The sequence below is a fragment of the Grimontia sp. SpTr1 genome, assembly GCF_947387585.1.
GTDB classification, from domain to species: Bacteria; Pseudomonadota; Gammaproteobacteria; order Enterobacterales; family Vibrionaceae; genus Enterovibrio; species Enterovibrio indicus.
Map to the genome: position 1 here is coordinate 215638 of NZ_CANDOD010000001.1, position 25888 is coordinate 241525.

Annotated in this window: 24 protein-coding genes; 12 read left to right on the forward strand and 12 right to left on the reverse strand. The window is 47.3% G+C overall.

The features are described from left to right. Window positions 1-508 precede the first annotated feature (508 nt). Window positions 509-2695, forward strand: a complete 2187-nt coding sequence (locus QL223_RS01070) for a hypothetical protein (RefSeq protein ID WP_281543593.1) — start codon at window positions 509-511, stop codon at window positions 2693-2695. A gap of 86 nt (window positions 2696-2781) precedes the next feature. On the opposite strand, the gene QL223_RS01075 is transcribed toward QL223_RS01070, so the two are convergent. Both QL223_RS01075 and QL223_RS01080 read right to left on the reverse strand, forming a co-directional pair. Next, window positions 2782-3672: an aspartoacylase gene (locus QL223_RS01075; RefSeq protein ID WP_002538366.1), complete on the reverse strand. Its 891-nt coding sequence runs from the start codon at window positions 3670-3672 to the stop codon at window positions 2782-2784. Between the two features lie 86 nt (window positions 3673-3758). After that, complete coding sequence (locus QL223_RS01080) at window positions 3759-4415, reverse strand: pyridoxamine 5'-phosphate oxidase family protein (RefSeq protein ID WP_002538367.1); 657 nt, start codon at window positions 4413-4415, stop codon at window positions 3759-3761. Window positions 4416-4521: 106 nt separating this feature from the next. Between QL223_RS01080 and QL223_RS01085 the strand changes: the two genes are divergently transcribed. After that, window positions 4522-5991: a PLP-dependent aminotransferase family protein gene (locus tag QL223_RS01085; protein WP_002538368.1), complete on the forward strand. Its 1470-nt coding sequence runs from the start codon at window positions 4522-4524 to the stop codon at window positions 5989-5991. Here QL223_RS01085 and QL223_RS01090 read toward each other — a convergent pair. Further along, window positions 5981-6496 (reverse strand): M23 family metallopeptidase, encoded by a 516-nt coding sequence (locus tag QL223_RS01090; RefSeq protein ID WP_281543594.1) that lies wholly within the window; start codon window positions 6494-6496, stop codon window positions 5981-5983. The two genes, QL223_RS01085 and QL223_RS01090, sit on opposite strands and share 11 nt — an antisense overlap. A 208-nt stretch (window positions 6497-6704) precedes the next feature. Here QL223_RS01090 and QL223_RS01095 point away from each other — a divergent pair, with 208 nt between their 5' ends. The 4 genes from QL223_RS01095 (at window position 6705) to QL223_RS01110 (ending at window position 10442) form a co-directional block, all read left to right on the forward strand. Beyond that, window positions 6705-7175, forward strand: a complete 471-nt coding sequence (locus tag QL223_RS01095; protein WP_281543595.1) for an NADAR family protein — start codon at window positions 6705-6707, stop codon at window positions 7173-7175. 530 nt (window positions 7176-7705) lie between these two features. Continuing rightward, window positions 7706-9061, forward strand: coding sequence for a sigma-54-dependent Fis family transcriptional regulator (locus QL223_RS01100; protein ID WP_002538372.1), 1356 nt, complete (start codon window positions 7706-7708; stop codon window positions 9059-9061). Window positions 9062-9307: 246 nt separating this feature from the next. Next, entirely contained in the window at window positions 9308-9622 is a 315-nt protein-coding gene (locus QL223_RS01105; RefSeq protein ID WP_046304257.1) for a hypothetical protein, read from the forward strand. A gap of 112 nt (window positions 9623-9734) precedes the next feature. After that, a complete protein-coding gene (locus QL223_RS01110; RefSeq protein WP_002538374.1) occupies window positions 9735-10442 on the forward strand; it encodes a UTRA domain-containing protein in 708 nt (235 codons plus the stop codon). Here QL223_RS01110 and QL223_RS01115 read toward each other — a convergent pair. The 3 genes from QL223_RS01115 to QL223_RS01125 all read right to left on the reverse strand — a co-directional run bounded on the left by QL223_RS01115 (window position 10429) and on the right by QL223_RS01125 (window position 14211). Continuing rightward, on the reverse strand, window positions 10429-10848 hold the full coding sequence (locus QL223_RS01115; RefSeq protein WP_002538377.1) for a response regulator: 420 nt from the start codon (window positions 10846-10848) through the stop codon (window positions 10429-10431). The two genes, QL223_RS01110 and QL223_RS01115, sit on opposite strands and share 14 nt — an antisense overlap. 116 nt (window positions 10849-10964) lie before the next feature. Further along, entirely contained in the window at window positions 10965-12179 is a 1215-nt protein-coding gene (locus QL223_RS01120) for a glycosyltransferase family 4 protein (protein WP_152442366.1), read from the reverse strand. A gap of 184 nt (window positions 12180-12363) precedes the next feature. After that, complete coding sequence (locus QL223_RS01125) at window positions 12364-14211, reverse strand: diguanylate cyclase (RefSeq protein ID WP_281543596.1); 1848 nt, start codon at window positions 14209-14211, stop codon at window positions 12364-12366. 1025 nt (window positions 14212-15236) lie between these two features. Between QL223_RS01125 and QL223_RS01130 the strand changes: the two genes are divergently transcribed. From QL223_RS01130 to QL223_RS01140, 3 genes are all read left to right on the forward strand, one after another. Then, window positions 15237-15584, forward strand: a complete 348-nt coding sequence (locus QL223_RS01130) for a hypothetical protein (RefSeq protein WP_039849896.1) — start codon at window positions 15237-15239, stop codon at window positions 15582-15584. Window positions 15585-15994: 410 nt separating this feature from the next. Beyond that, on the forward strand, window positions 15995-16363 hold the full coding sequence (locus QL223_RS01135) for a hypothetical protein (RefSeq protein WP_002538383.1): 369 nt from the start codon (window positions 15995-15997) through the stop codon (window positions 16361-16363). Between the two features lie 180 nt (window positions 16364-16543). Next, on the forward strand, window positions 16544-18070 hold the full coding sequence (locus QL223_RS01140) for a sensor domain-containing diguanylate cyclase (protein ID WP_281543597.1): 1527 nt from the start codon (window positions 16544-16546) through the stop codon (window positions 18068-18070). Between the two features lie 6 nt (window positions 18071-18076). Here the strand turns inward: QL223_RS01140 and QL223_RS01145 are convergent, their stop codons facing one another. Both QL223_RS01145 and QL223_RS01150 read right to left on the reverse strand, forming a co-directional pair. Beyond that, window positions 18077-18652, reverse strand: coding sequence for a DUF6151 family protein (locus QL223_RS01145; RefSeq protein ID WP_046304251.1), 576 nt, complete (start codon window positions 18650-18652; stop codon window positions 18077-18079). A gap of 45 nt (window positions 18653-18697) precedes the next feature. Then, window positions 18698-19852 (reverse strand): GNAT family N-acetyltransferase, encoded by a 1155-nt coding sequence (locus QL223_RS01150; RefSeq protein ID WP_281543598.1) that lies wholly within the window; start codon window positions 19850-19852, stop codon window positions 18698-18700. Between the two features lie 324 nt (window positions 19853-20176). Between QL223_RS01150 and QL223_RS01155 the strand changes: the two genes are divergently transcribed. Both QL223_RS01155 and QL223_RS01160 read left to right on the forward strand, forming a co-directional pair. After that, entirely contained in the window at window positions 20177-20812 is a 636-nt protein-coding gene (locus QL223_RS01155; RefSeq protein WP_002538390.1) for a 2OG-Fe dioxygenase family protein, read from the forward strand. Continuing rightward, complete coding sequence (locus QL223_RS01160; RefSeq protein ID WP_281543599.1) at window positions 20790-22028, forward strand: cysteine desulfurase-like protein; 1239 nt, start codon at window positions 20790-20792, stop codon at window positions 22026-22028. The genes QL223_RS01155 and QL223_RS01160 overlap by 23 nt, the downstream gene beginning before the upstream one ends. A 56-nt stretch (window positions 22029-22084) precedes the next feature. On the opposite strand, the gene yqfB is transcribed toward QL223_RS01160, so the two are convergent. Beyond that, entirely contained in the window at window positions 22085-22411 is a 327-nt protein-coding gene (yqfB, locus tag QL223_RS01165) for a N(4)-acetylcytidine aminohydrolase (RefSeq protein WP_281543988.1), read from the reverse strand. 121 nt (window positions 22412-22532) lie between these two features. Between yqfB and QL223_RS01170 the strand changes: the two genes are divergently transcribed. After that, window positions 22533-23081, forward strand: a complete 549-nt coding sequence (locus QL223_RS01170) for a YbhB/YbcL family Raf kinase inhibitor-like protein (RefSeq protein ID WP_281543600.1) — start codon at window positions 22533-22535, stop codon at window positions 23079-23081. Between the two features lie 77 nt (window positions 23082-23158). Here QL223_RS01170 and gltS read toward each other — a convergent pair whose 3' ends face one another. The 3 genes from gltS to QL223_RS01185 all read right to left on the reverse strand — a co-directional run bounded on the left by gltS (window position 23159) and on the right by QL223_RS01185 (window position 25746). Next, window positions 23159-24388, reverse strand: a complete 1230-nt coding sequence (gene gltS, locus QL223_RS01175) for a sodium/glutamate symporter (protein WP_281543601.1) — start codon at window positions 24386-24388, stop codon at window positions 23159-23161. 164 nt (window positions 24389-24552) lie between these two features. Continuing rightward, complete coding sequence (locus QL223_RS01180; protein ID WP_281543602.1) at window positions 24553-24885, reverse strand: DUF4144 domain-containing protein; 333 nt, start codon at window positions 24883-24885, stop codon at window positions 24553-24555. A gap of 78 nt (window positions 24886-24963) precedes the next feature. Continuing rightward, window positions 24964-25746 carry a class I SAM-dependent methyltransferase gene (locus QL223_RS01185; RefSeq protein WP_281543603.1) on the reverse strand — a complete coding sequence of 261 codons (783 nt, stop codon included), beginning with the start codon at window positions 25744-25746 and terminating at the stop codon, window positions 24964-24966. Window positions 25747-25888 lie beyond the last annotated feature (142 nt).

The following is a 25888-nucleotide window of genomic DNA, read 5'->3' on the forward strand; positions in this document are numbered from 1 at the left end:
GCTCCAGTCTAGGGAACCTTCAACACCCTTCAGCAGATCGAGATCACATTCACTACGTTTCTATTTCGGTTTTTGCTTATTGATTACCAAAAGTGTTGAATAAGTGATTTGAGTCACATTATATATTTATGAGCATCCAACCGGAAATTTGTCTCAGCTTGCGTTTAACTCCTTATTTTTCAACGTAATTCCCTCTTTCTGTCAGTACGTCATACCGGATTTAAGTAAATGATTTCAATGGGATATGTCCCTTACCTTTGATTTAGGCACAAAACTGACAACGGTTATTTTCCACACTAAAACTATGTGTATATGAAGTCTTGAAGTTGAGACTTTTATCTCTTTAGAAACGGATGATGAGGTGAGGGTGTAATGAAAGGGTTAATAAAGTTGGGCTGTATATGCCTGTTTTCTATCGGTCTTTTGGGATGCAGTGATAGCGACGGTGCAGGATCTGCGACTTCTACCAGTAGTTTACAACTTCCCCAACAGTTGGAGGTCGTGACCAATGAAAATGACTAAAACTGTATGGCTGTTGTCATCGATGGCTTTATCTTCGGGTGTTGCTCATGCAGCATTCAACGACGCTGGCACAGACTACTCGAACGCGCAGACCAAATCTTATGTTTGGAATGAGGCGTTACAACCCATCGAATTGGTAAACAGCATTCTCTGTTTCACGGCGCAGTTCAATGTCACGGAGTTTGCCAACGCGGGTCCCTATTTAGTACTGGCGGATGAAGCAGCTTGTTTTGACTCAGAAGATGACGGCTCGTCAGGGCAGTCATCTGGCGCTGCGAATACACCGTCTTATTTGAAAGCGGTAGCAAACGTCACCCGGGCCTCTGATCTTGATCCCTTGATTGTCAACGTGTGGATCCCCGAAATGGAAGGGGGAGGCGGTAATCAGGCGATAAAATTTCAGGCTGTGATTAGCGAAGGGGCTTCTGATTCTAACCCTTTCGGGCAGTTTACGTTCAATTTTGATTTCTATGACAATTTCACCAACCTCAACCAATTAGGTGGAGGTGAAGTAATCACTTTGGACAGCGAACCTGGTTCGATAGGTTTTACGCTTTATGAGTCCAGCCAGCAGGGTGCCAGCAGCTATACGCAAAGTGCCAGTGTGGTGATGAGTAGTGATCGTTCGACAGGTGTGGCACTGACCTCCTCTGATCAATCGGGAGCTTATGCTTTGGCGTTTAATAGCGATAACGTTTTGCTGCAAAACGCGTCAGATTTCGACAGCTTACCTTATAAGTCCGGCAGCAATTCAGGTACCTGTTTGAGCCGAACCCAGTTTGACAGCTACGTGCATAGATATGACTTATATAACGCATCATCAGGTGCCGAAGTCAGGGTAAATGCTGGTTTTCCTATCCTCTATTCAAGTGCTAATAACAGTAATTATGATAGCTACGGATATGTGGGTTACTGGGGCCTTTGGACCGAAGTTGATGGTGCTGTGACCAATGGCGAAACCGTTGTTAGAAATGATGGCGGCGCGCAAACCTCTTATACCTATGTGACTGCGCCTGGGCGTTTGATTAAAAATGAAGTGAAAACGCTCAGCCTTTCTCAAGCAAGAGGTATTCAGTTTGGCTATTGGGATAGCACCGTCTTTAGCGATGGTTCTTTTGACCAATGGGTGGTGAATTATCTCACGGCTGCACAGGATAGTGTAGGCTCAGACGGTTTTTATAAAACCGGTAAGTTGAGCTGGGGTGAGAACGGTCCTTCTGTGGCGACGATCAGCCCAGTGCAAATTACCCTTACCACAAATGAATCGCTCTACATGTACTCCGAACAATTGGGGGGCGAAGTCAAGTATCTGGAAGGGAAAACGTCGCTGACCTACTACGAGCAAAGCTTTATTAACGGAAGCGAAACGGGTTCAGGTGAACTGCTGAATGGTGGTTCAGTCACGCTGTACTGTTATGACAACTGTCCGATTGGTACATTGGATAGTGGTGATTTAGTGAATTGGAGTGGCGCCAGCAGCCCGTTTGAAACGACGAGTGGCCCGCACAATTTCACTTTCAGTACCTCTGGTGGTAATGCGTTAACACTGGTGAGTGTGAATAGTTCTGAGCCTGTCCGATACAACGCTTCACTCACACAGAACGATATAGATGCAACGCCACACAGTTGGGGCGTGCGAAGCGGGCCTATGGTGACATCGACGGTAACCAATCCTTATGACATTTATGACTCATCCATTGTGACTGAATTTTATGTCTGGGAAACGGGTATCCAGTCATGGAATCAGCTTTCGGCAGTTAAAAATGGTAGCGGGGATGTGGTGAGTTTCGATCGTCCTTTGCAGTTCACTTACACCCACAGCAATGCCAATGACCGCTCTGGCTCCGCGGGCACATACGCGGGACAAACGTTCCTGTTCAACTATGGCGGAAACGGTGACTTTTGGGGGATTCCTTATGAGCAGGATAGCGGCAAGTACACGCCAGCATTTTCTCTCAACGATGGCGTTGCCATGGGAAGTTCCAACCAGTATGTGATCAAAGCGCGAGAGATTGAACAGACTATGCAATCCGCAACAGGGCAGTGCACTAGCCTGACCTTGGCAGACCCCAGCGTCCCAGTGCCTACACAGGTTTCAGGCTCGGCTGAAATCGGCGATATGCCGGTGGTCGAAGGTGACCCTTCAGTGATTGCAGGGGAAACCCAATCCTGACAAGCAGGGTTGAATTGTATGGAAACGCCCTCAATTTTGAGGGCGTTTTTGATCGGTAACCGCTGGTTTGGGTATATGTATTGCGATTATTTAATTACAGGGATATCAACCTTCTCACCCAACGACATGGCAAGGTTGTTATCGTAGTAAGCGGCTTCATTGATAAAGTGCGGGTAGGCCTCGTAGTCGCCATCCCAATACACTTCTGTGCCATCGAACTTGGTGAAGATAGGGTCGCCATTTCGCAGTGGTGTGAAGTCAGCGTCCTGCACATTTTTATGCACCATACCGATACGTTCGCCCTGTTCGTTTTCAGGCAGCTTCAAGGTTTCCACATAGCGGTATGCCGAAACAGTCTCTGGTAGCGTTGGGACTTCGCCTTTATTAAACAGCTCTACAAAGTCGAGGATGTGGCGTGTCATATCATCCATCCACTCCAGTACGTCTTGACGAATAACAGACTGCGGCTGAGGACCCACTTCAATAATGATGCCCTGATCAGCGATGGAACAAAGGAAGTAATGCTCTTCCATTGAACAGTGGTCTTCAAACAGAATCACTGCATTGTCCATGCGCTCGGCCACGTAAGCGGCGAGCTGAGTATTGAAGGCATCGTTTTTCAGCAGTATCAGGGTTGGTCCCATGTTGCTGGTGGTGTTGTGCAGGTCGATGATGAGATCGGTGCGGGCGTTGCCTTTTGGCCCTAATTGAAGGTTGATGGCTTTAGCTCGGCTTTGCTCGTAATTACCCAGTTCTGGATTTGCAAGATCGGCAGGGATGAACTGGCGGTTCAAATCACAATCCAGATAACGTTTGTTATCGCGGAATGCATTTGGGTTGCCAAAAAGGGTTTCTGTTTCAAAGGTGGGGCGGCTGATAAGTGCAGGGCTTTCCTGCCACTTTTTAAGAAGATAAATACCGCTGAATTCGTTCCCGTGGGTACCGCCAACAATGGCTACCCGATTGAATGTGCTCATCCTTGTCCTCTCCTGATAGACGAAAATTCAATATATCAGGGAGCTACACAATCCCCAAGAGACAAAGCCCCTTGGGGAATGAATTTTTATTCGCACCATCTGCCCGGGTAGGCAGATGAATAGTCTGGTGTTTTGTTGACACCATTATCAGCGGTTGGCTCCAAAGGCCCTGCTACTGTGCGGAAAGGAAGAATTCCTGCCCAAACGGGTAAATTCATATCGGCCAAATCATCATTCACGCCATGACGGCCAATCTTGACTGAAGCTTCAGCGAGTGGCATGACCAAAAGCTCTGTTGCTGTCAGTTCCTTTTCATTACCGGGACGAGCTTCTTTGCTTCTTCCCGGTGCGATTTGCTCCAGGAACTCATCAAAAGCCGCCGCTTTTTTGGCGTTATCTTCAACGACTTCAAAGCGTCCAAATGCCATCGCACAGCGGTAATGTGCGCTGTGGTGGAAAGCGGAACGCGCTAACACCCAAGCATCCAGAATGGTAAAAGTCACGCAGCAATCCGCGCCGTTTTTCAAGTGTTTAAGCATCTTGCTGTTTCTGGCGCCGTGAATGTAAATGTTGTCGCCTTCACGCCATGCCAGCATAGGAATCACTGTTGGGCCGCGCTCATCACTGAAAGCCACGTGGGCAAGTTTGGATTCATCAATAATGCTGTAAAGCGCTTCTTTGTCTTTAACTGCTTTGTGAGCGGCTTTTTTTACTGTTGTCCGTTGGGTGTTGCCTAGCGTCATAAACGTCTTCCTTGTTTGTTCATTGCTTCTTCGTCGTTCATTCCTGTAGTGTAGTGATAAATGGCTCTACAAATAGAGCCAGTTTAGATAAGTTAATGGATCCAATATGCAGCCGATCGACATTGGTGATTTGCAGCTCGCCAGTGAAAAAAGTTCAAAGCAAAGCGCACTTTATGCCGCGATTCAGGAAAAGATCCTGAATCGCCGTTGGCCTCATCATGGCAGGCTTCCTGCTACCCGTTTTATGGCGCAGGAGTTGGGGTTGAGCCGAAACACGGTGACAGCGGTTTATGAGCAGCTGAAAGCAGAAGGGTATTTGGAAAGCCGACGTGGCGCGGGCTACTTCGTTAATGTTTCGACACCTGAGCAATTCCTTCAGGCGGAAGATAGCCAGTCACCAACCATACCATCACGCTCTGATGAAGTGGCTGCAGTACCAGAAGCTTTCGACACCCAAAAAAGAAACCGTGCCTTTGCACCGGGCGTACCTGATCTGGTTCATTTCCCCTACAAGAAATGGGCGAGAGCGATGCAGCTTCAATATCAGCGAAGTTTCATTGCGGGGCAAAATGATATTCAGGGAAGCCTGACTTTTAGAAAAGCCCTGAGTGAATACCTTTCTGTCAGCCGATCTGTTTCAGCACCCGCGCATCGGATTATTGTCACCTCTGGCGCGCAGCAAGCGCTTTACATCGCGTCGAATGCCATTTTGAAGGCCGGTGATAGCGTGATGATGGAGAACCCTGGCTATGTGCAAATGCGGAAGGTGCTTAAGCGAAGCAGAATGAAGATTGAGGAGCTGCCGGTTTTGCCGAAGTCCGGCGCGGATGTCGAGAAGATTGAGCAGTTCGAAGGTCAAGCTGTTTACCTGACGCCGAGCAATCAATATCCCATGGGCACTAGCCTGAATACTTCGCAGCGAATGCGCTGCATTGAGTGGGCAAGCCAGAAAGCCCGTTGGATCATCGAAGATGATTACGACAGTGAATTCCAGTTTGCCAACCGACCTTATCCTTCGCTTCAGGGGCTCGCGACGCAATTGCATGGCGAAGATGCGCGGGTGATTTATATCGGGACATTCAGTAAGGCGTTTCTGCCTTCAGTGCGTGTTGGTTACCTTGTCGTACCGGAAGCTCTGGTGGAATCATGCTTACAAATTAAGGATGCTATTGGTGGCGATACTCCAATACATATAGAAGAAGCGCTGGCGACCTTTATTACCGAAGGCGATTACCTTAGACATATCCGTAAAATGCGTAGCCTTTATCAGGAGAAACAGAGGCTTTTTGTCGAATTGTTAACCCATGCTTGTGGCGATCAGGTGGAGATACTGAGTCAGGCCGCGGGGTTACATGTGACCTTTAGCTGGAAAGGGGGACCGACAGCAGTAGAGGTTAAATCGGCGTTTGAAGCGGAAGGATATACCATTCGAACGTTGGATTACTATTGCCATCAGGAAGATAAAAGTCATCGGTCAGTAGCGACAGAACGAGCATTAGTGGCTGGCTTCGGTAATAGCTCTCTCAGGGAAATCCGAGAGGGAGTCGTGTTACTTGGTTCTCTGATTAATCGCTGACGCACTGGGAAAACTGGGCGGCTGGGTCGAGATAAAACATCTTCTTCCAACCTTGAGTTTCTGTGCTGAACAGCCAAGGATAAGGGAGCAGTGACATGACGGAATAGTGAAGATGAGCAGGTTTGTTAATGGCGTTACCCGTGCTGCCGACCGTGCCAATCGATTCACCTTGTGTCAGCCATCCTGACGTGTCCGGCGCGATTTCATCCAAATGTGCATAGTAGTGTAAACGCCATTTTGGCCCAAGAATGGCAACCACTTTGCCACCTTTAGCCACTTCACCTGTATAGAGCACCAAGCCAGTTGTCGCAGACATTACCGTGGTTCCAGATTGGGCAAAAATGTCGATGCCTTTATGTACACCAGAGCTTCCCCAAGGCTCAAACCAGAAGGTCTTTGCATTCCAGTCATTGCAGTCCGCGTCTTTGACAGGAATAACGGCATGAACAGGAACAAACAACACCGCACAGATCATGGCAATGGCAAGCATGGCAGCCAATTTCATATTTTCACTCCGTCGAGCGCGTTTTCCCTTCATGCTAATGAAACAATCTTATGATAGAAAACTGTCAGCCGGAAGACAGAAGTTACGCAAAGCAGGCAAATGGGTGGTTGAATTCCAGAGGTTTAACGTAAAATCAATCTGTTGACTAAGCCAAAATTCAGTCTTTTGACTAAGATGATCTCAACAAGGTCAATAAAGGTATCGCCAAATGTCAGTGAATGAAATTCGCTTTTATGAGCCTGACGAGTCATATGGCTTCCTGTCTAATTTCTTTCCAGCATCTATTATCATTGATGGTGAACATTGGTCATCGACCGAACACGCGTACCACGCCCAAAAGTTTGCTGATGTGGCCTTACAACAGAAAATTTTATCCGCTAAAACGCCATGTGATGCTTTCAAACTCAGCCGTGAACTGGAGGCTCATGTCCGCAAGGACTGGGCGCTTGTGCGTTACGACATCATGCATTTCGTGGTGATGGAGAAGTTTTTGCAGCACCCAAATTTGCGTCAACTTTTAACAGAAACTGCACCGGCTATTTTGATTGAAAACTCGCCCTGCGATAGCTATTGGGGAGCAGGGGAAAACAACAAGGGAGAGAACAAAATGGGGCTAATACTTATGTCAGTACGAGCACAATTTATCCTGTTAAATTCAGAGAATGTGCCTACAAAATAAGAATTAAATGCAATTCCTACCTTTATCGGAAACGTTTCCAAATCGCGCTGCTAGAGTAACTCACGAGCGAAAAGAAACAGTTCGGGACGCCCGATGTCTGTCCTTGTGGATTTGAATCTGTATCGAAGAGACGTTGAACCGATCCTAATAACAATAGCTTGGCTCCCCCCGCCTGACTGATTTTCCTCAATACGTGTCGTCACCGCGTGTTTTCATGAATTGCCGTGATTTATCGACGCGCAGCAAATTGAATTGCGAGACAGGGCCTTGCTTCATTTGGGTTAGTGAATGCTGCGTAAGTACGTTCGAAAGCACCGTGACTTTTAAAGATTCCGGTTGGTAAAAGACAGTTGTTGACTGAAAAATCAGTGCCCTAAACAACAACATCTTTACCGGTATCCGTTGGATCTGTAACGCCAAAAAGGCAAAAAACACGGATTTCCGTGTTGCTTCCGGAACGGGTGGGTCTCCGCTCGTTGATGGCCTGAGGCATGTTCAATACACGGTGTGAATACCCAAAGGGGAGATACATGGTTGATACCGCACCAAGCCTGACCACGAAACGTCAGGACGCACTGCTCATTATTGATGACGATTCAACGTCTCAACGACAACTTAGCCAAATTTTGGAGGACATTACCTCCGTGGTGGCTGCGCCCATGCAAAGCGTGGCAACGGCACTGAATCAAATGCTGACCTCTGTGGTCGTAATGGGCAGCAGTGATGCTGTCGCGATTAACTTGGTTAGGGAAATCCACGCTTTTGCTCCCCGAACGAAAATTCTGGTTATTGTAAACAGCGAAAATGACGGCGATGCCATCCTTGCTCTCAAGGCCGGCGCAACCGATGTGATAGAACGCCCCTTCAGTGATGAACTGCTTCGCATGATGGTCAAGCGAGCGAGACATACTGCCAAGCTAGAGCATGAAGTCGAGCGTTTGAGGGCTTATGAGCGTCAGCAACAATCTATCCTTGGCGGCAGTCCACCAATGGTACAAACCTTACGTATGGTTGATCGCGTCGCCAACACTGAAGTGAATACCCTGATTTATGGTGAAAGCGGCACGGGTAAAGCGCTGCTGGCACGTGCGATTCATGATCGCAGCCCTCGAAGCAATGGTCCTTTTATTACCGTCAACTGTGCGTCGATACCTGAAGATCTGCTCGACAGTGAACTCTTTGGTGTAGAGAAAGGTAATTTTGATTCCCGTCAGGTGAAAATTGGCAAAATCGAAGCGGCGAATGGCGGCACACTCTTTCTTGACGAAATTGGGGATATGCCGCCTTCGATTCAAGCCAAAGTTCTGCGCTTTTTGCAGGAGAGAATGGTAGATAGAATCGCCGGTCAGCGAGCCATTGCAGTGGATGTGAAAGTGGTCGCTGCGACGCATCAGGATCTGAATCATCGCTCGGGTGATCGCAAATTCCGCGAAGATCTGATCCACCAACTCGGTGAAGTGACAATTACCATCCCACCACTTCGCGAAAGGGAAGACGACACCCTGTTGTTGGCTAAGACGTTCCTGTTACAGTTCAATCAAACCATGAACCGCAACTTGGTAGGCTTTACGGAAGATTCGGTGGAAGCACTGATGTCTTATTCATGGCCGGGAAATGTCAGAGAGCTTCAAAACAAGGTTCACTCTGCTGTGATCATGGCTGATGGTACTCAAATTACAGCCATGGATCTTGCTTTGACGAAGGAGCACCGCAAAGACAGCGGTTTACCGCTCAATCTTCGTCAGGTGCGTGAAGAAGCTGAACGCCATGCAGTGACAAGAGCGTTGGCACGAGCGGAAGGCAACATGTCTCAAACCGCCAATCTACTCGGTGTGTCACGTCCGACCCTCTATACCCTCATCGAAAAATACTCTCTCCAGCGTTAACGCTGTATGAAGCAATGGAAAGCCCGCTGCGCCCTCGTGGTGCAGCGGTCGTTGCTTTGTATCAATATTGCGACCCGACAAAAAATACCCCTGAATGACCTGCGGGAATAGGTCTTCTGCATATACAGTTAAATTGTCGCTTGCTCATGATGACGTCTAATGTGATGCAAAGTGACTATACCCAAGCTATCTGCATTATCTCGAGTCTGGATAGATAGCTTGGGTATATGTAGTGGAGTAGTAACGATGAGAATGACCGAGCTAATAGATAATAATCTGGTGCTGAAAGCGGATGTCGAAGTCTGTCTTGCAGAAGGATTCTCGTTGGATGTATGTAGCTACGAATCTGGCGACCAGATGGTACTTTTCAGCCCTTCCAATGGCGACGTAATGGTCTGCGACAGTGCTACCAGTGTGTTCCTTTCTTTGCTTGAAAAAAACCTGCCACTCGGTGCTGCACTGTCAGCGCTCTCGGTCTGTGAACCTGAATATGCCCGTAATCTGCTGCGAGAGCTGGAGCGTATGGAAATTATCTCTTTGGCGGGTGTTCGCTGGCGCTAACTTCAAAGTATTCGTAAGCGTATCTTCAGGTCGTTTGGGGATAACTGGCTGTATTCTCATGGTTAGTGAGGTATGCTGAGGTTTATCTCTGATTGCTTTCGAATGGCTGCACTTGCAATACATCAAAATCACTGACGCTATCCGCGAACAAATTCAAAGTGGCCAGCTTGCTGCTGGCACTAAACTCCCATCAGAAAGAAAGCTGGCAGAAGCATTCAAGACAACCCGTGTTACCTTGAGAGAGGCACTGTCATTGCTGGAAGCGGATGGACTGATTTTCCGCGAAGATCGTCGCGGCTGGTTTATTTCCCAGCGGCCTCTGGTGATCAATCTGTCCAAGCCTTATGAGTTCTCATCAGTCGCTTTGTCTCTAGGGCGAAAACCCACTACAGAAGTGCTTTCTAGCGATAGTATGATGGCGAACAAAGAAAGCACTGAGGCACTGTCCCTTCCTCCATTCTCTGACGTATTTAGATTTGAAAGAGTCCACAGCCTGGACGGCAGGCCGGTTATGTATGCAGAACATGTGATTCGCGCAGAACGTGTGCCTAACCTGTTGCAGCATGCTTTGGAGGGAGATTTGTCTGAACTTTATCAAAGCGAATGGCAACTCAAGGTCACTGAGGCAAAGTACCGTGTTGTGTCGACCACTTTTGACCAAGATGTCGCACTCGCTACCCGCTCAACCACGGGTTCTCCGGCAATAAAAATCACCAAAGTGAATGTTGATGAGTCGGGCGTGGCGCAGGAAGTGGTATTTGAGTATTGGCGATGCAGTGCGATTGAGCTGGAAATGGAGGCAGCATTTACTCTCCGTTAATCCAACTCTTCTTTTCGTCTGTTTTTTCTTTTTGCATCGTCTGTTGGCGTTCGATGCGATTGATTTGTTTCTGCAGGGTGACGCCATTGAAAGGCTTGACCACAAAGCCGTTAACGCCGTGTTGGATTAGCTCTTTCACCTTATCTTTGTCTTGTTCGCAAGAGACTATCAATACGGGGGTTTTGGCGAGCTTTTCGTTGCCACGTACTTCTTGCAGCAGCTCACGGCCATCCATTTTTGGCATGTTGAGGTCAGTGATCAGTAAATCGTAGGGTGTTTTTTGCAGCATTTGGAAGGCTTGCCAACCGTTGGTGGCTTCCTCCAAATCCAAATACCCAATGCTTCGAAGCAGGTTCAGCATTACATGTCGCATGGAAGTCATGTCGTCGACAACCAGAATTTTCATCGTCAGTCGCTGCCTTTAATCACGAGCCTGACTAAATAATAGTTCACATATTCTTGAATTTGCGACAATGAATGCGTCGAGGTTGTTATATGCCCAAATAACCTGAAGATGATCGTTCAGCGATTGAGTTGAGAGGGCGCGATCGTAGGCGCTGCTGGCACATCTTCTTCGTGAACAACCCTACGCTGAGCCATTTCGTAGAGCGCTCGGTAGCGGATTCTGTGTTCGTGGTGGTTATGTTTGTTCATCACATAAGCGCGGGAAGCCTGGCCGAGTTTGAGGCGAAAATGACTATCGGAAAACAGGGTGAGGAGCTGATGCTGAATCAGCGGTTCGCTGTTTGCTACTTGCCAGCGAAGCGGATGTTCCTCATCTGAATTGTCAATGTCAGAACGATGGGTGATCACAGGGAGTCCCATCGACATCGCTTCCAGCAAAGAGACCGGCGTGTGGGTGTCATCATTCAAGCTGACAATAGCATCAATATGACTATAGAAACGCTCATTGTCTGAAAGATGGCTATAAAACCGAACATTCTCCTCGGTGATCTTGAAACTGTCCAAAACGTTACGATAAGCACGAAGGTTTGGACTATTGCCCAGCAACAACAGCAGACAATCACGGGCAAATGCCGGTGACTGTTTTCTCGCTGCCATGTATTCATCAAGAAAGGCCAGCACGGTCGATTTGCAGAAACCGGAAACCGGAACACCGATAACAAAACGTTGTGTCGGGATAGGGACTGTCCCAATAAAATGATTAGTGATGTTGGGGTCTATCTCGCGTAGGGGCGGGCAGTAATGACGGTTATCAATACCTGTGCGGATTAAGTGCGCCTTACCTGATTCCAGTCCTACCTTTTCCTCAAGCCAATTCAGGCTTTCATCTTCAGGTGTAATGACAAAATCTGCCGAGTGAGCGAGTAAGCGGTATTTCCAAGGTCGCAGAAGCTCACGCCAAAAACCACAATGGCTGCCACTGTTACTGTGAATATGCAGTTTTACTGGAATATCGAGACGGTGTGCCAACCACTGTATCGGAAACGTCGTGTCGCCATAGGTTTGGCAAATATCCGGTTTGAGCGCAGTGAGCGCTTTATTGCACGTACGAAGGCGGCGGGGCAATGAGCCTTTTAATGCCAATTCCAAACAGCTGACCTGACGCGGCAGTTTGACCGGCTGCACTTTTGACTTCTTCAAAACAACCAACGTGTGCTCATAGTGAGGATGAGGAAACTGACGGATGTTGGCAAAAACCAGATCATTTTGCGCTGTATCGTTCAGCGAACTGACGATATGGCAAATTTGTCTGGGTGATTTGACAGGCACCATACTGAACCCCTTGCACATGCGGTTTATCGATGACTCATGTTTGCATAGTTGGGAAATTCAGAGTTTCTGATTTAAGAGACAAAGCGTGAAAAAGCGTCACTAAGATGTGGTGGTATGGAATAAAGTTATGAAATAAAAAGAAAAGGGCAGTGAATGACTGCCCTTGAATCGCGATTGACTGACACTACATTATTTCTTCGGTGTATACACTGTAGCGCTTAAGTTCGGCGCGGTTTCTGCCAGCGCGCTTGGCTTTATAGAGGCATTGATCGGCTGATTCAAGCAACTGGTTTGGTTGGGTATCCGGTGTCGGTTTACAGATAATACCGCCGATACTGATAGTAATAATGCCGCTGTTCGCACTCCCCTGATGAGGAATACAAAGGTCACGTACGGTTTGGCAAAGTTCCCATGCGACTTGCTGGGCGAAGTCTGGATCGGCTTTTGGCAATAGCAGGGCGAACTCTTCCCCACCAAACCGTGCTAGAGGCGCATGATATTCATTCGCCACTTTGTTCATGGCGCGTGCGACGTAACTGAGTACCTTGTCGCCTTGCAGGTGCCCGTAAATATCGTTGTAGGCTTTAAAGTGGTCAATGTCGATCATCATGATGGTGACGGCGGTGTCATCATCAACGGCATCATACAGAGCGGTGCTGAATAGACGGCTAAATGGGCGACGGTTTAATAAGCGGGTCAACTCATCGGTTTCTGCTTCCAAGCGCAGTCGTTCGTTAGCCATGATGAGCTCTTCTTGGAGTTCAGTCATTGCCAGATGATCGCGCTCTCGAATCGTCAATTCACTCAGCATGGTAGCGAAGCGTTTGAGCAGAAGACTTTTATTCTCGTTCCAGCGTATAGAGCGGTGATTCGTGGTGGCGGCGACCAAACCAAAACTCTTGCGGCCATCCGTCAACGGGAACATCGCTAGGCTATGTACACCTAAATGCTCAAGGAAATCGCGCTCGGTAATGGCATTTTCATCAAGGTTGTTGATGTCTACAGTGGCGACATTCTGCGCTTCCATCAACCAACGTTTCACTTTGTAGTTGTCGCTAAAATCGATAGGCGGTTCATCGCTGTCGACAGGATAGGAAGCGCGGTATGAGACTTTTTCCTGGTCGATAGATAGCCAGAACACATGGTCTGACTCGAACAATTTGGCGAGGGTCGGCATACAAATACGAACGTCATGTTCAACGTTGGTTTTGTGGCCTTTCAGCAGACGAAGAGAAAGATCGGCGAGAAGTTTGTTTGCCAGACTTTGCCATTCAAGCTCCTGTGCGCGCACGGTCACTTCTTCTGCCAGCAAGGTTTTGTGTTGCTTTAGCGTCCGTTCTTTCAATTTGTTTTGCACGAAATCGCCGCGGATTCGCATGTATAGCTCTTGGATTGAGCGGGCAACCTGCCCAAGTTCATCTTCGCTTCGGGTCAGCTTTTCTGGAATCGCAAATTTTCTTACTGTATTCAGGTCGATACGGTCGACGGTGTCGACCAATGAACGGATTCTGCGGGTGAAGGTTCTGCGAACAATCACAATCAACAGGAAAGCGACCAATAATGCTTCGAAGAGATAAACGAATGCTGAGGGTGTTGCACTCTTGAAAGCGTCTTGTTTGATGGCTTCGAAATTCAGATAGATCTCAAGATCACCAATATCTTTTCCCTGATAGAACAAATCCTGCCGCATGAAATGCTCATCAGTTTTGCTCATAGAAGCGTTGTCTGCCCAATACTGTTGGCCGTCATCACCTACCAGATAGACGTTGCTGACATAAGGCATATCAGCCAGTTGCTGCATTTGGCGAACGAGTAGGGTGAGATCATCCTGCTTGAGGGAATAGCCAATTGTGCTGATGGTGCTCTTGATGCGTTTTTCGAGAGATTTTGTCGTCCACTCAACCGTGTTGCTGTAATTGATGCCAAGTTGAACTGTCACAGACACGAAAGCAAAGATAAGACTGATGCCAAGTACAATGGCGGAAAGTTTGGTCTGTATGCTCTGACGTGATTTATGAAAACTTTTTAGCATTCAAGGCTCTTATCGTTTCGACGGCTCTTAATGAGTAAGACGACATTCTCGAATAGGATGCGTCTTAGCATATATGACACAAAATATGACAACATGTTCAAAGATAGTGAATGAACATGTCATGGTTTTGTTAAACAAAAGCAAACTGCGAGAGCGGTCTTGATAAAAGCGTAAGACGGCACGCATTGCGAGGAAGAGATAAACAGCATTCCACCGTGCTCTTAGAAGTCAATGAGCCTGAATATCAAGTGGATAAGTTTGCTTGTTCTGCTTCTCATTCCCAGACCGACGTTCCATTGGTTTATCAATAAATTTGTCAGCTGTGTGCATTTTACAGGAAAAGTGACTCAAAAATAGCGCAAACAATAGCCTGTTACCGCTATTGAATGCCGTTTGGATATAAATCAGTCAAATGAAAAAGAGATGTAGCACGTAAGTCAAACTCGCATGAATCATGCGTCTTTAGGTTGTTTGGGTATTGAAGATCGTTTCTGGTGGTCGTTTCCTTAATCGTGCCTGCTGACACACACACGGTGGCTACCTACGTTAGTTTGTTGACCCATATCTAGGCAGGCATCGAGGTAGGTGAACTTTTGATACTCCACGCCGAATATAAAAGCACCAATTATCATCACAACAACGATTATCCATCGGAAAATCTTCAATTTCATGTAAACTGCCCGCCCTTGAAAACGACCTATAAGCGTAGTTTAGGCTGCTCGATTATGTTGCGTTATTACTGATATGAACCCGAGGGTCTGCACAGATTTTTAGGTTTTGTGTCAGTCTGGGCCAACAGCCCCTAAGCTTTGCCCAGAACAATATTCTGAATAACGGTAAGAGCACAGCATTAGCGATTTATTACTTAGACCTGTTTTTAAAAAAAACAAAAATAAAAACAGCAATTTATTTCATTTTTTGCTGTGGCAGCTATGAAATCAGCTTCTATACTCAATCTGTATGTGCTTGATGTGGCAATGCTAATCAAGTGCAACGGGTTTTCACATGGAATAAGAGAAATCACATTGAAAACGACAAAACGAATCCGCAAGTTTTTCCCATTGGACTTCTATGGCGAAGATAGAGGTTGGCGGTTTGTTATCAGAGCTTACAGTGCGGCTGAAGTTTTCGATGCGCTAATGTGGCGCTCTTACCTTTCTGTCCGCCGTCAGGACTTCAACTTACTGCATTTGGCTATTGAAACGTTCCAGTATGTGAATGACTACTCAGAAGGCCGTATTGCGGAAGTTGCTGGATCCCACGGTACGCTGATGCGCGTCAAAATGTTGGGTCCGGTAGTAGAAGTTGGTGCGTTGAACCAAGCCTATCTCGACAAGAAACTGCTGGAAGAAAAGTTTTCATCTGTTGCTTAAACCACCTCGAAAAAAGCCGGACGTTTTTGCCCGGCTTTTTTATGTCTGGCGATCCAATTTTCCTTAAATTGGCCTTGTCTGCCATACCGCGCATCGGCCGCTCACAAATAAATCAGTGTTAAATGGCCTGACACCCCCACCTAATCAAATTCACTTCGCATATTTTTACATCTAATTCGTAACGAAATATTTCCATTGGTAACAAAACAACAAGTTTTTAACCTACTGATCTCTAGCTAAGTGATGGAAATATCGTCAATTTGAGTGCTCTAACTCTCTGATTAAACGCTTATATGTTACAGGGTTGTAATATTTTAATTTTTAGCACTTTAAAACGAAGTGTGTGAAAATAGCCGCAAGTGAGCAAAAATCGCTCAACCTTTTCATTAACCTTGCTTATTGGAGTAGAAATGGCCTTTTTCGCGGTTATTTTTCTTTCAGTTGTTGGCGGCATCCTGGCTGGCGATCACTTCCACTCATATATGGTGGGCTTTTCGTTAGCGACGATAGCTGTAGGGTGTTGTTACTGGCTAAGCTTCCGACACACTAAGTACCCTCAACTTGCTCTTCTGCTGTTGATCTCTGGATTCGCTGTTAAGCTGGGTATCACGGTGTTTGGTGTCATGTGGAGTCTGGAAAGGGAGTTGATTACTTCCCCCTTTGTCTTTGCATTGTCTTACTTGTTTTTCTCTTTGGTCGCGACATATGGCTACTTCAAATACAGAGAATTTTGGAACAAGCGTATGGACGCCGTCAAAGCAAAACTGCAGACAACCTAACACGCTAGATTTCGATAAAAGGCAGCTTCGGCTGCCTTTTTCTTTTTTTGGGTAAAAAGTATTTGTCGTCAGACACCTCAAATACTCGTTCAATTTCACAGTTCGTTGATGTAATGAATCACAACTGTTAGTGATGTCTAAACTAGAAGGCAGGCGATCTTCTTATCAGGCAACGTGGCCATGACATTCCGGAAGCTAAACATACTTCTGAGTGCGCTGACTCTCTCTGTCTGCGCCATTTTGGTGTTTCATAATGTTCGTCAGGCTGAGTACTTGAACGAGATGAATGAGTCATGGAATAAGGCGTCAGTACAAAACATTCAGATCGCTCTGGACTTAGCTGAACTGGAAAGGACATTTGGCTATGTTGGTTTCATTCACCACTACAAAAACTATGTGATTCGTCGTGAAGATGTTTACTACAGAGATGCCACGGAAAGCTATTGGAAAACCGCAGATGCTTTGAAGCGAGTCATGTCATCGGGATTGCCTGAATACGACCAACAGGATTTGCTGATAGTTCAGGCTACCCTAAACGAATACTTTCGTAATCTAAATGACCTGTACCTTCATCACGCACATCTGCCCGCTGAGGAGGCTGACAGATTGGTCAGGGTAGACGATAGTCAAGCCCGTGCAGCGCTGGTGAGGCTACGTGCAGATCTGATTCCGAGTCCTATTGAACAATACAACGAAACGCTAGCCAGCAATCAAACCAATGCTTTTTGGACCCTCGTCAGCAGTACCTACCCTCTATTTATCATCTTGGCCTTTGCTTTTACGATCTCTTTCGTGAGCAGAAAAGTGTTAATGCGGGCCAAGGAAATCGAAACAATTTTCAATGCTTCTCCTGATGCTTTCATCTACTCAGATACGGATGGGAAAATTCTGAGAGCCAATGTGATGGCGTCGAAAGTATTCGGCTACAGCGAATCCGAGTTGAAGGAAATGAAGATTGAAGACCTCGTCGACCCGGCCGTCAGAAATCGCCATGTTAAGCTCAGAGAACGATTTATCGCCAACAAAGGCAGTCGTGTGGTGGGCGGTAATAATGCCGAGATCAAAGGGCAGACGAAGTCCGGCAGGCTGGTTCCGCTTAATGTTGCCATTTCTTCGTTCGTTTTTGGACCCCATAAAGGGGTGATTGCCATCGCCCGTGATATGACGGCGCTAAAGCAAATGGAGTTAGACTCGTCGCACGACGCACTGACTACCGTCTATAACCGACGTTATATTGAAGCGAAACTGGATGAGGAAGTGAAGCGAGCGAAGCGCTATGGCCGTGGGCTTTCGGTACTTCTTGTCGATCTGGATAATTTCAAAATACTGAACGACACAGAAGGCCACAGAGCGGGTGATAGGGGGCTAGTCGTAGCGGCAGAACACCTTCGTCAGCAGTTGAGAAAACACGACTTTGTCGGCCGTTGGGGCGGCAATGAATTTTTGGTGGTATGCCCAGAGATCAGTCAGGGTGACGCGACAGAAATTGCGGATCGTATACGCAGACGTTTCGAAGAAATCCATTTCCCTTGGGGATGTGATGTGACCATGAGCATTGGCATTTCGACACTTCAAACCAACTCCGCCAACGTCACCACGCAAAACCTTTTTGATGAGGCTGATAAGGCTTTATACAGCGCCAAAGAGCGCGGAAGAAATCGCGTTGAGCATTTCGCTGATCTAAGGCGCCCGAAACGCATTAAATGAAACTACTCAGCCCCGATTCACCGTTTGGTCCGGTACCGCGACAGACTTACCATCCTCTTTGAAAAACGGGGTCGGTACATTGGTACCCTTGATTTTGTTTTTCAACATAAACACTATTACTTCAAACATAGATTTCATTGAGAATTTCGGATGTGGTTTAGTTGGCGGTGTTCCTTTTGCGAACTTTCCCATCACGTAGCACTTCACCGGTCCTAAAGCCTGCTCTTTATCAATGCCATGAATGACAGCAGCAGGAATACCGACAAACGGATGTTTCCGACTAATGGTGTTAGCAATAGGTGAGCGGCAGCATGCAGTATAGAATCGGTAAATACCACCGGGTTTCATTCGCACGCAGCGGAGTTGGTCAGCACCTTTGTGAATATCGACATCAGCAGGAGCAAGTTGGAATATGTCGGTTCCGCCCCATTCATCCAACCATTTATCTTCATTGCCAACATGTTTTGCGAAACCTTGGCAGTCATCGCAGTAGCAGACCATGTGGTTACCAGATTGAGGTGATACGTGTTTTAACGTGCCTTCAAGGGCACCACATTCACAGCGCAAAGTCAGTTGGGTCATAATAATCCCTCATGCCATTATTCTTTTATTTAAGCACCATCTAACTCATTGTGAGTCTGAGATTTGTTTGAAAGGCAGGTGGGCCAGCGCATCCTCGTAGTAACCCTGAATCAATCCGTGCTCTCGTTGCAGATAATCTTCGATTGCTTGATGAAAGCCCTGATGACGTAAATGATGAAGAGAATGGGTGACGACTGGCTCAAATCCCCTAAGCAGCTTGTGTTCGCCTTGTGCGCCTGCATCGAAACGGGCTATGTGATTGGCAATGCAATACTCAATGCCTTGGTAATAGCAAAGCTCAAAGTGGAGGTTTTCAAACTCCGATAGACATCCCCAGTAACGCCCATACAAAGTTTCTTCAGAACTAAAATACAACGAGCCAGCAACACGTTCTCCGTCGACCAAAGCAAACACCAATACCAATGCGTCGGGTATTGCCATCATCAATTGTTCAAAGAAGTCCTGGTTCAGATAGCCAGTGTGGCCCGAGCGCTTGAGATAAGTGCGTTGGTAGAATTGATAGAACCGACTTAGCTGTTCTGCTGTCACCTCATGTCCTTCAACAACTTCCACTGAGACACCTTGCTTGGCAATGCTTTTGCGTTCTTTACGGATGTTCTTGCGTTTGCGGGAAGTGAGGGCATTCAGAAAATCATCAAACGTGCTGTAGTCGCGGTTGAACCAGTGGAACTGGACTGCGCGACGCTCGAGAAAGCCGCCAGCGTGGCGCTCTTCAATCAAGGTTTTTGGCGGGAAAAGAATGTGAACACCTGAACACTCCAGCTGTTCGGCGAGTGAATGCATAGCCCCCATTAAGTATCGGCGAATTTCAACGTCATCTTCACCCTGTGAAACTAAAAGGCGAGGGCCAGATGCAGGAGTAAACGGCACAGCACAGATAACCTTAGGGTAGTATTCCAAGCCCGCGTCTTCGTATGCTTCCGCCCAGGACCAGTCAAAGACATATTCGCCATAAGGGTGAGTCTTTAGGTAGCAAGGTGCCGCCCCAATCAGTTCATCGCCGCGGAAAACACCAATATATTGGGCGTACCAGCCGCTTTTCCCACTAATGGTTTGACTGGTTTCAAACGTTTTCAGAAAGGCATAGCGAAGAAAAGGGTAGTCCTCAGCGAGCAGCGCATCCCAGGCTTTTTCACCAAACTCTTCAATGTGGGCGACAACCCGGCATTCCAATGTCATGGATTCTCTAACTTCCTTTGAGTGATGGAATAAATAGTGACTGACCCTAATGAAAGATCAACCCACACACATTAGGTGATTACGCTTCACCAACATAGACAGTCTTTATTCACTATGGACGATCTAGATCACGGAGATTAATTCCACACTGTTCTTTAAATGTAATCAGATATTCTGAATCCAGAAAGTGGCGAGATTTAATACTGGCATATCAAACTTTATTTGGTTTTTGCTATTGATGAAATGTATTTGGGTGGCATAAGATTCTTTTAACAATCTAGTAACAGATTGGGTTTTGTCAGACCAATCCACAAGGAATGAGATATGCAAAACAAGTTTCTGATTGAAGCCTTCCAAACCCCTGAGAATGTTGCTTCGACCTTGCTCCCTTACTTTGGTGAGCTAAGCAAAGACCCTTATGTCGATAGCGATGTCCGTTTCCGAAGCTACGCCCGTTTTTCGCTCTCAGACAAAGGCGATATTGTCCGTTTACCCCACGCGGCGTTCATGCAGTCATCAGAGGTAAACCGGGTAGTTGGCGATATTGAACGCCACTTTGAACCAATGTCTGATGACATGATCGATTTGCCCGAATTCCAGCACTTGCTGAAGTCCTTTGCCAGTGCCACTGGGCTTGAACACACCGGCGCTAACATCGACGTACATCAGATCCGCGTGACCTGTTCGGCAAGCGATACCAGCGCGCCGGCACCGGAGGGTATTCATCAGGATGGCTTCCGCTTTGTAGGCATTTTCTGTGTGCAGCGTAAGAACATTGCAGGTGGTTTTACCCAGATCTATTCCTCTCCAGTGGATCAACACCCACACCTGAATACGGTGCTGGAACCAAACCAATTCATCATTCTGGATGACCAACGTTACTATCACCACATCTCAGAAACACTGTCGAGTAACCGAGGCGAGGAGGGAGTGCGCGATGTCTTCGTATTCACCGCTTAACAGCACCAATATCCAAGCATTAAGAGCCCAATTTCCTGCGTTGCAGCGAGAAGTAAAGGGCGTCACTCCGGTTTACCTTGATGGTCCCGGTGGTACACAAATGCCAGATTCCGTTATTGATGCGTTCAGCGCGTACCTGAAAGGCGGCAACTCAAACCTTGGCGGGAAATTCCAGGTCAGTCAGGAAACGGTGGATTTGGTCACACAAGCCAGGGAAAGCGCCGCAGCTTTGCTGGGTTCAGCGCCAAATGAAGTCTTTTTCGGGGCGAACATGACCTCAGTGACGTTCAGCTTTAGCCGCGCATTGAGCCAGCAATGGGAGGAAGGCGATGAAGTGATCGTGTCTGTCGCGGATCATGGTGCCAACCGATCAAGCTGGATCATGGCCGCCAAAGATCGTGGTGTGACGGTGCATCATCTGCCGATCAAAGATCGTTCCGGTACGCTGGACTTAAACACGCTTGAGACCCTGCTTAGTGAGAAAACCAAACTGGTGGCTGTGACGGCTGCCAGCAATATTACGGGCACCATTACTGACCTAGAAGCCGTGATTGCCAAAAGTCATGCTGTGGGTGCAAAAGTGTTTGTTGATGCTGTGCATTTGCTTCCTCACCAACTGGTGGATGTGAAAGCGCTGGATGTTGATTTTCTCGCGGGGTCTGCGTACAAGTTTTACGGGCCTCACCTTGGCTTTCTTTACGGAAAATTCGACCTGCTTTCGTCGGTAACGCCTTACAAAGTAGAGCCGGCCCCAAGCTTTGCCCCTAATTGTTTTGAAACCGGTACGTTGAACTTCGAAGCACTGAGTGCCTTTGTTGCGTCTGTTGAGTATTTGGCGTCCTTGGGGGAAGGTGACACCTTGCGCAGCCGATTGGCTAAGGGCTATGACAACCTCCATCAATACGAGTCCGCACTTTCGGCTTACTTCCTTGAAAAGCTTCAGAGCGTCGAGAGCGCAGAACTCTATGGCATTGATGGAGTGGAAGGACGAACGGCGACATTTGCTTTGCGGTTCGGCGACCGTGATCCAATGGAGATTGCAGAAGCGCTGGGCAAGCAGCAAATCTATGTCTGGAGTGGCCATCTCTACGCAGACAAATTGACCGATGCGTTTGGCGTGACAGAGAAAGGCGGCATCCTCCGCGTGGGGCTGATGCACTACAACACCTTCGAGGAAATTGACCGTTTCTTTGAGGCGTTGAAAAGCATTCTGTAGCAGAAACAGAAGGGCCACCCCTCGGGTGGCCTTTGCATATCATCGTCTGCCAGAAGTTAGGCGACCAGCGTATAGGTGATCACATAAAAATCTTCATCGTTTGGGTAGATTTCGCGTATCAACGGCTTTAATTCTTCCAGCGGAATGAATTCCTGAGCGGCGTGCTCTTCGTTGATGTCATCAAAACCAATTTTTTCTACTGACACGATATCAATCTGGCAGACGAACTCGTCCTTCTCCAGCGTGTGAACATCGACGCGCGTTCCCGGCACATAGTGACTTTCTGATTCATCGCGAATGGTGATGGTTTTCTTTCCTGATGCGACAAGCGGCGTCAGCCATTCAAAGAAAGTGATTTTTGTTGGTGCCTGATTCACAGTCATACCTGCATTTAGCTGATAACAGAGCGCGAGTATATTCGCGTTTTTGCATCTCATAAAGAAAACATTGAGTCACGCTATACCCGACAATACTTGGGGTTCATCCATAAAGAAGGACACCATAATGAATCCTAAATTGATGGCGGCTTTTTCGCTGTTTGTAGCGACGAGTGCATCTGCCATGACGCTGACAAGCCCGCAGGTTACAGAAGGAGAGTCGCTCAAAAAAGGTCAGATCTTTAATGGCTGGGGCTGCACGGGAAAGAATTATTCGCCAGAGCTGAAATGGGTCGATCCACCGGAAGGCACCAAAAGTTATGCGGTGACCATGTATGATCCGGATGCGCCAACTGGCAGCGGCTGGTGGCACTGGGTGATGATTAACATCCCTGCCGATGTGCAATATCTAAAACTTAATGCCGGAAAAGAGGGGGGAAGCCTCATGCCAAAAGGCGCGCAAATGCAGCGCAACGATTTTGGTGTTGTTGGTTTTGGCGGGGCATGTCCTCCCCCCAAAGCATCCAAGCATAACTACGAGATCACTGTCTTTGCGTTAGATGTGGAGAAACTGGATGTTCCTGCTGAAGGCTCTCCAGCATTGGCTGGGTATAACATCCTCCAACACCGAATTGGAGAAGCACAACTCATTGCACCGACCAATGCCAGAGACTGAAAAGAGGGTAACGAGATAAAACACGAGATGATGAGGATTGGCACTTGATGCAGGAACCAAGTGCCAATGCAAGTCGATCAGAAGTTCGCCAAGAAGAAAGGAATCATCAGCGCGTTGACCAAATCGATAAAGAAAGCGCACACCAAAGGCACGATGATGAACGCCAAATGCGAGTTACCGTAGCGCTGAGATACGGCTGACATATTCGCCATTGCAGTTGGTGTGGAACCCAACGAGATGCCACCAAAGCCACTACAAATCACCGCGGCATCAAAATTCTTACCCATGGCTGGGAACACCACATAAATATTGATCAACACAGCAACAAGGAATTGCGCGGCAAGAATGGTAAATATCGGGCCTGCCAAATCGATGAGCGTCCAAAGTTGCATGCTCATCAAAGACATCGCCAGAAACGTACCAAGTGAAATGTCTGCCAGTAAAGCAACGGCAGGCTTGCGCGATGGCCATTGCGTGCCTGTGAGTCTCGGGAAAGACTTGGGGACGAGATTGGTCATGATGATGCCCGCAAACAAACAACTGACAAACAGCGGCAGTTGAAGACCAAGCTCAGATATCCCTTCATTAATAACAAAACCCAGAATGATACAGATATGAATCGCCAGAACGGCATCCAGGAAATCGAAGCTGTTGATTTGCTTTGGCGCTTGGTTTTCCTCTGAGCCGATATCTAAAGGTTCAACCGTTTGCGGTTTTAGCTGGTGCTTTTGAATAAGGAATTTGGCAATGGGGCCACCCATCAAGCTGGCGAGGATAAGCCCAAAGGTGGCGCTGGCGATTCCAATTTCCATCGCATTGGAAATACCGTATTCCTCAGCAATTCTTGGCGACCAAGCGATCGCTGTGCCGTGCCCACCAATCAGGGAAACGCTGCCACCTAACAAACCAACAGGGGATTCAAGACCAAACAGCCCTGCAACGGTAATCCCCGTCAGATTCTGCACCACCATATAGCCAATTGTGATGAGCAGGAGAACCACCAGTGGGCGTCCGCCTTTCATCAAATCACCGAGGCTAGAGTTGATTCCGATAGTGGTAAAGAAATAGACCAGCAATATGTCCCTTGCGACGAGATTGAAGGAGATTTCGATACTTGTGAAGGCATAAAAAAGTGAAAACAACACGGAGAATAGGATGCCGCCAGTAACAGGTTCAGGAATGCTGAACTCTTTTAATAAAGGAACAGCTTGGTTCAGTCTCCGTCCGATAAACAGAACCAAAATGCCGAGTGTTACGGCGAAAAAAGAGCTTACCTGAATTAGGTTTTGTTCAAGCAGGAATTCCACGTTATCTCACCCATTAGTTGTTTTTAGCGTCGAGTGAGGCTAGCTAAACATAGGGTTATGACAAGGAACAGTCGTGATGGGGTTGTAAGCGTAAATGACTGAAGATAAGCAGATCAATTGCGGTGGATCTCACACAGGGCATGTCTGTTTTTCATCGAGAGTACTCATCGCTTGAATGGCGCTAACGCTGCAATGGCCTCCCTGACTGTGGGGAAATGAATTTTGGTCAGACAAACCTCTGCTTTGCAAAACTCATGAGCTTGAACCAGCTCAGAAACCTCTATGGCCTCGAATTGCTTAGTGTGTGGAACGAGTGAAATTTGTCGGCTTTCCATCGACAGTAAAAAGCTGGCGCCTTCGGAATCAATCAGAATATCTTCATCGCTGAAAATCATATCTGTTGCTTCATCTTCAAACTGGCTTTGACTGGCAATAAAAAGCAGTTCGTCATCACCATCGAGTTTTAATATGGCTGGCCAAACCGGGGCAGAGAGCATTGTTGTTTCTCTTTGAATTTATATTGACCAGCGAATTAAACACCCACCATTGGTTCACTGACAACCGTTTCTTGGCAATCAGCGAGCGTCTTTCGTGGCTTTGATGGCATATAGCAATGGCACTTGCTGACCTTTGTGAAGTAATTGATAGCCTTTTTGCTCTACATACTCCAAACCTTCGAAGCAGTTATAGGGGCTATATGGATACTCGGCAAAAACATCAATTCGAAGGCCCGCCTGAATCAGCGCATTGATAACTTCGCTGAGTGGATGTGGCCAGGTAGCCATGGTCGATGTGGTGCCATCGCAGTTTTCTGTGTAAGTGCCTTCCTCTTCAATATCCGGTTCCTCACTTGGAAAGTAGGAGTAACCGTAGAGTAAGTCGTTAAAAGTATGGAACTCAACGATGTGGAATTCCCCACCCACTTTCAGTGCACCTGCGACTGTCTTTGCCCAGCGCGACAGATCCGGTAGCCAACAAAGCACACCGTAAGAGGTGAAAACGACATCGTATTGCTCTGTGTTGCTCTCTCTAAATTCGTAGATATCGCTTTCAATAAACCTTGCTTCGAGGCCCAAATCGCGACTGAGGCATTGGGCTTGTTCAATCGCAGCGGGAGACAGGTCTACGCCAGTGACTTTTGCGCCTAAACGTGCCCAGGAAAGGGTATCCTGACCAAAGTGACATTGGAGATGAAGCAGGGATTTACCTTCAACGTTTCCAACTTGTTCCAGCTCGATGGCATTGAGTGAAGACTTCCCCTGCTTGAACGCTTCAACATCATAGAACTTTGATTCAATGTGAACCGCGGTTCGCTTGTTCCACGCTTCTTTGTTGAGTCTTAAATAATCCAGTTCCATCGCTGTTCACCATTAATGTGGCTTTCGAAAACAAATCTGGACTGACCGTATATCTCCTCGCCAAGCAGCGCCAGATATTCACTCATAAACTGGATATGCTTCTCTCTTTTTCTTTTCCAGGTTCTAACATGAACTGAATCTG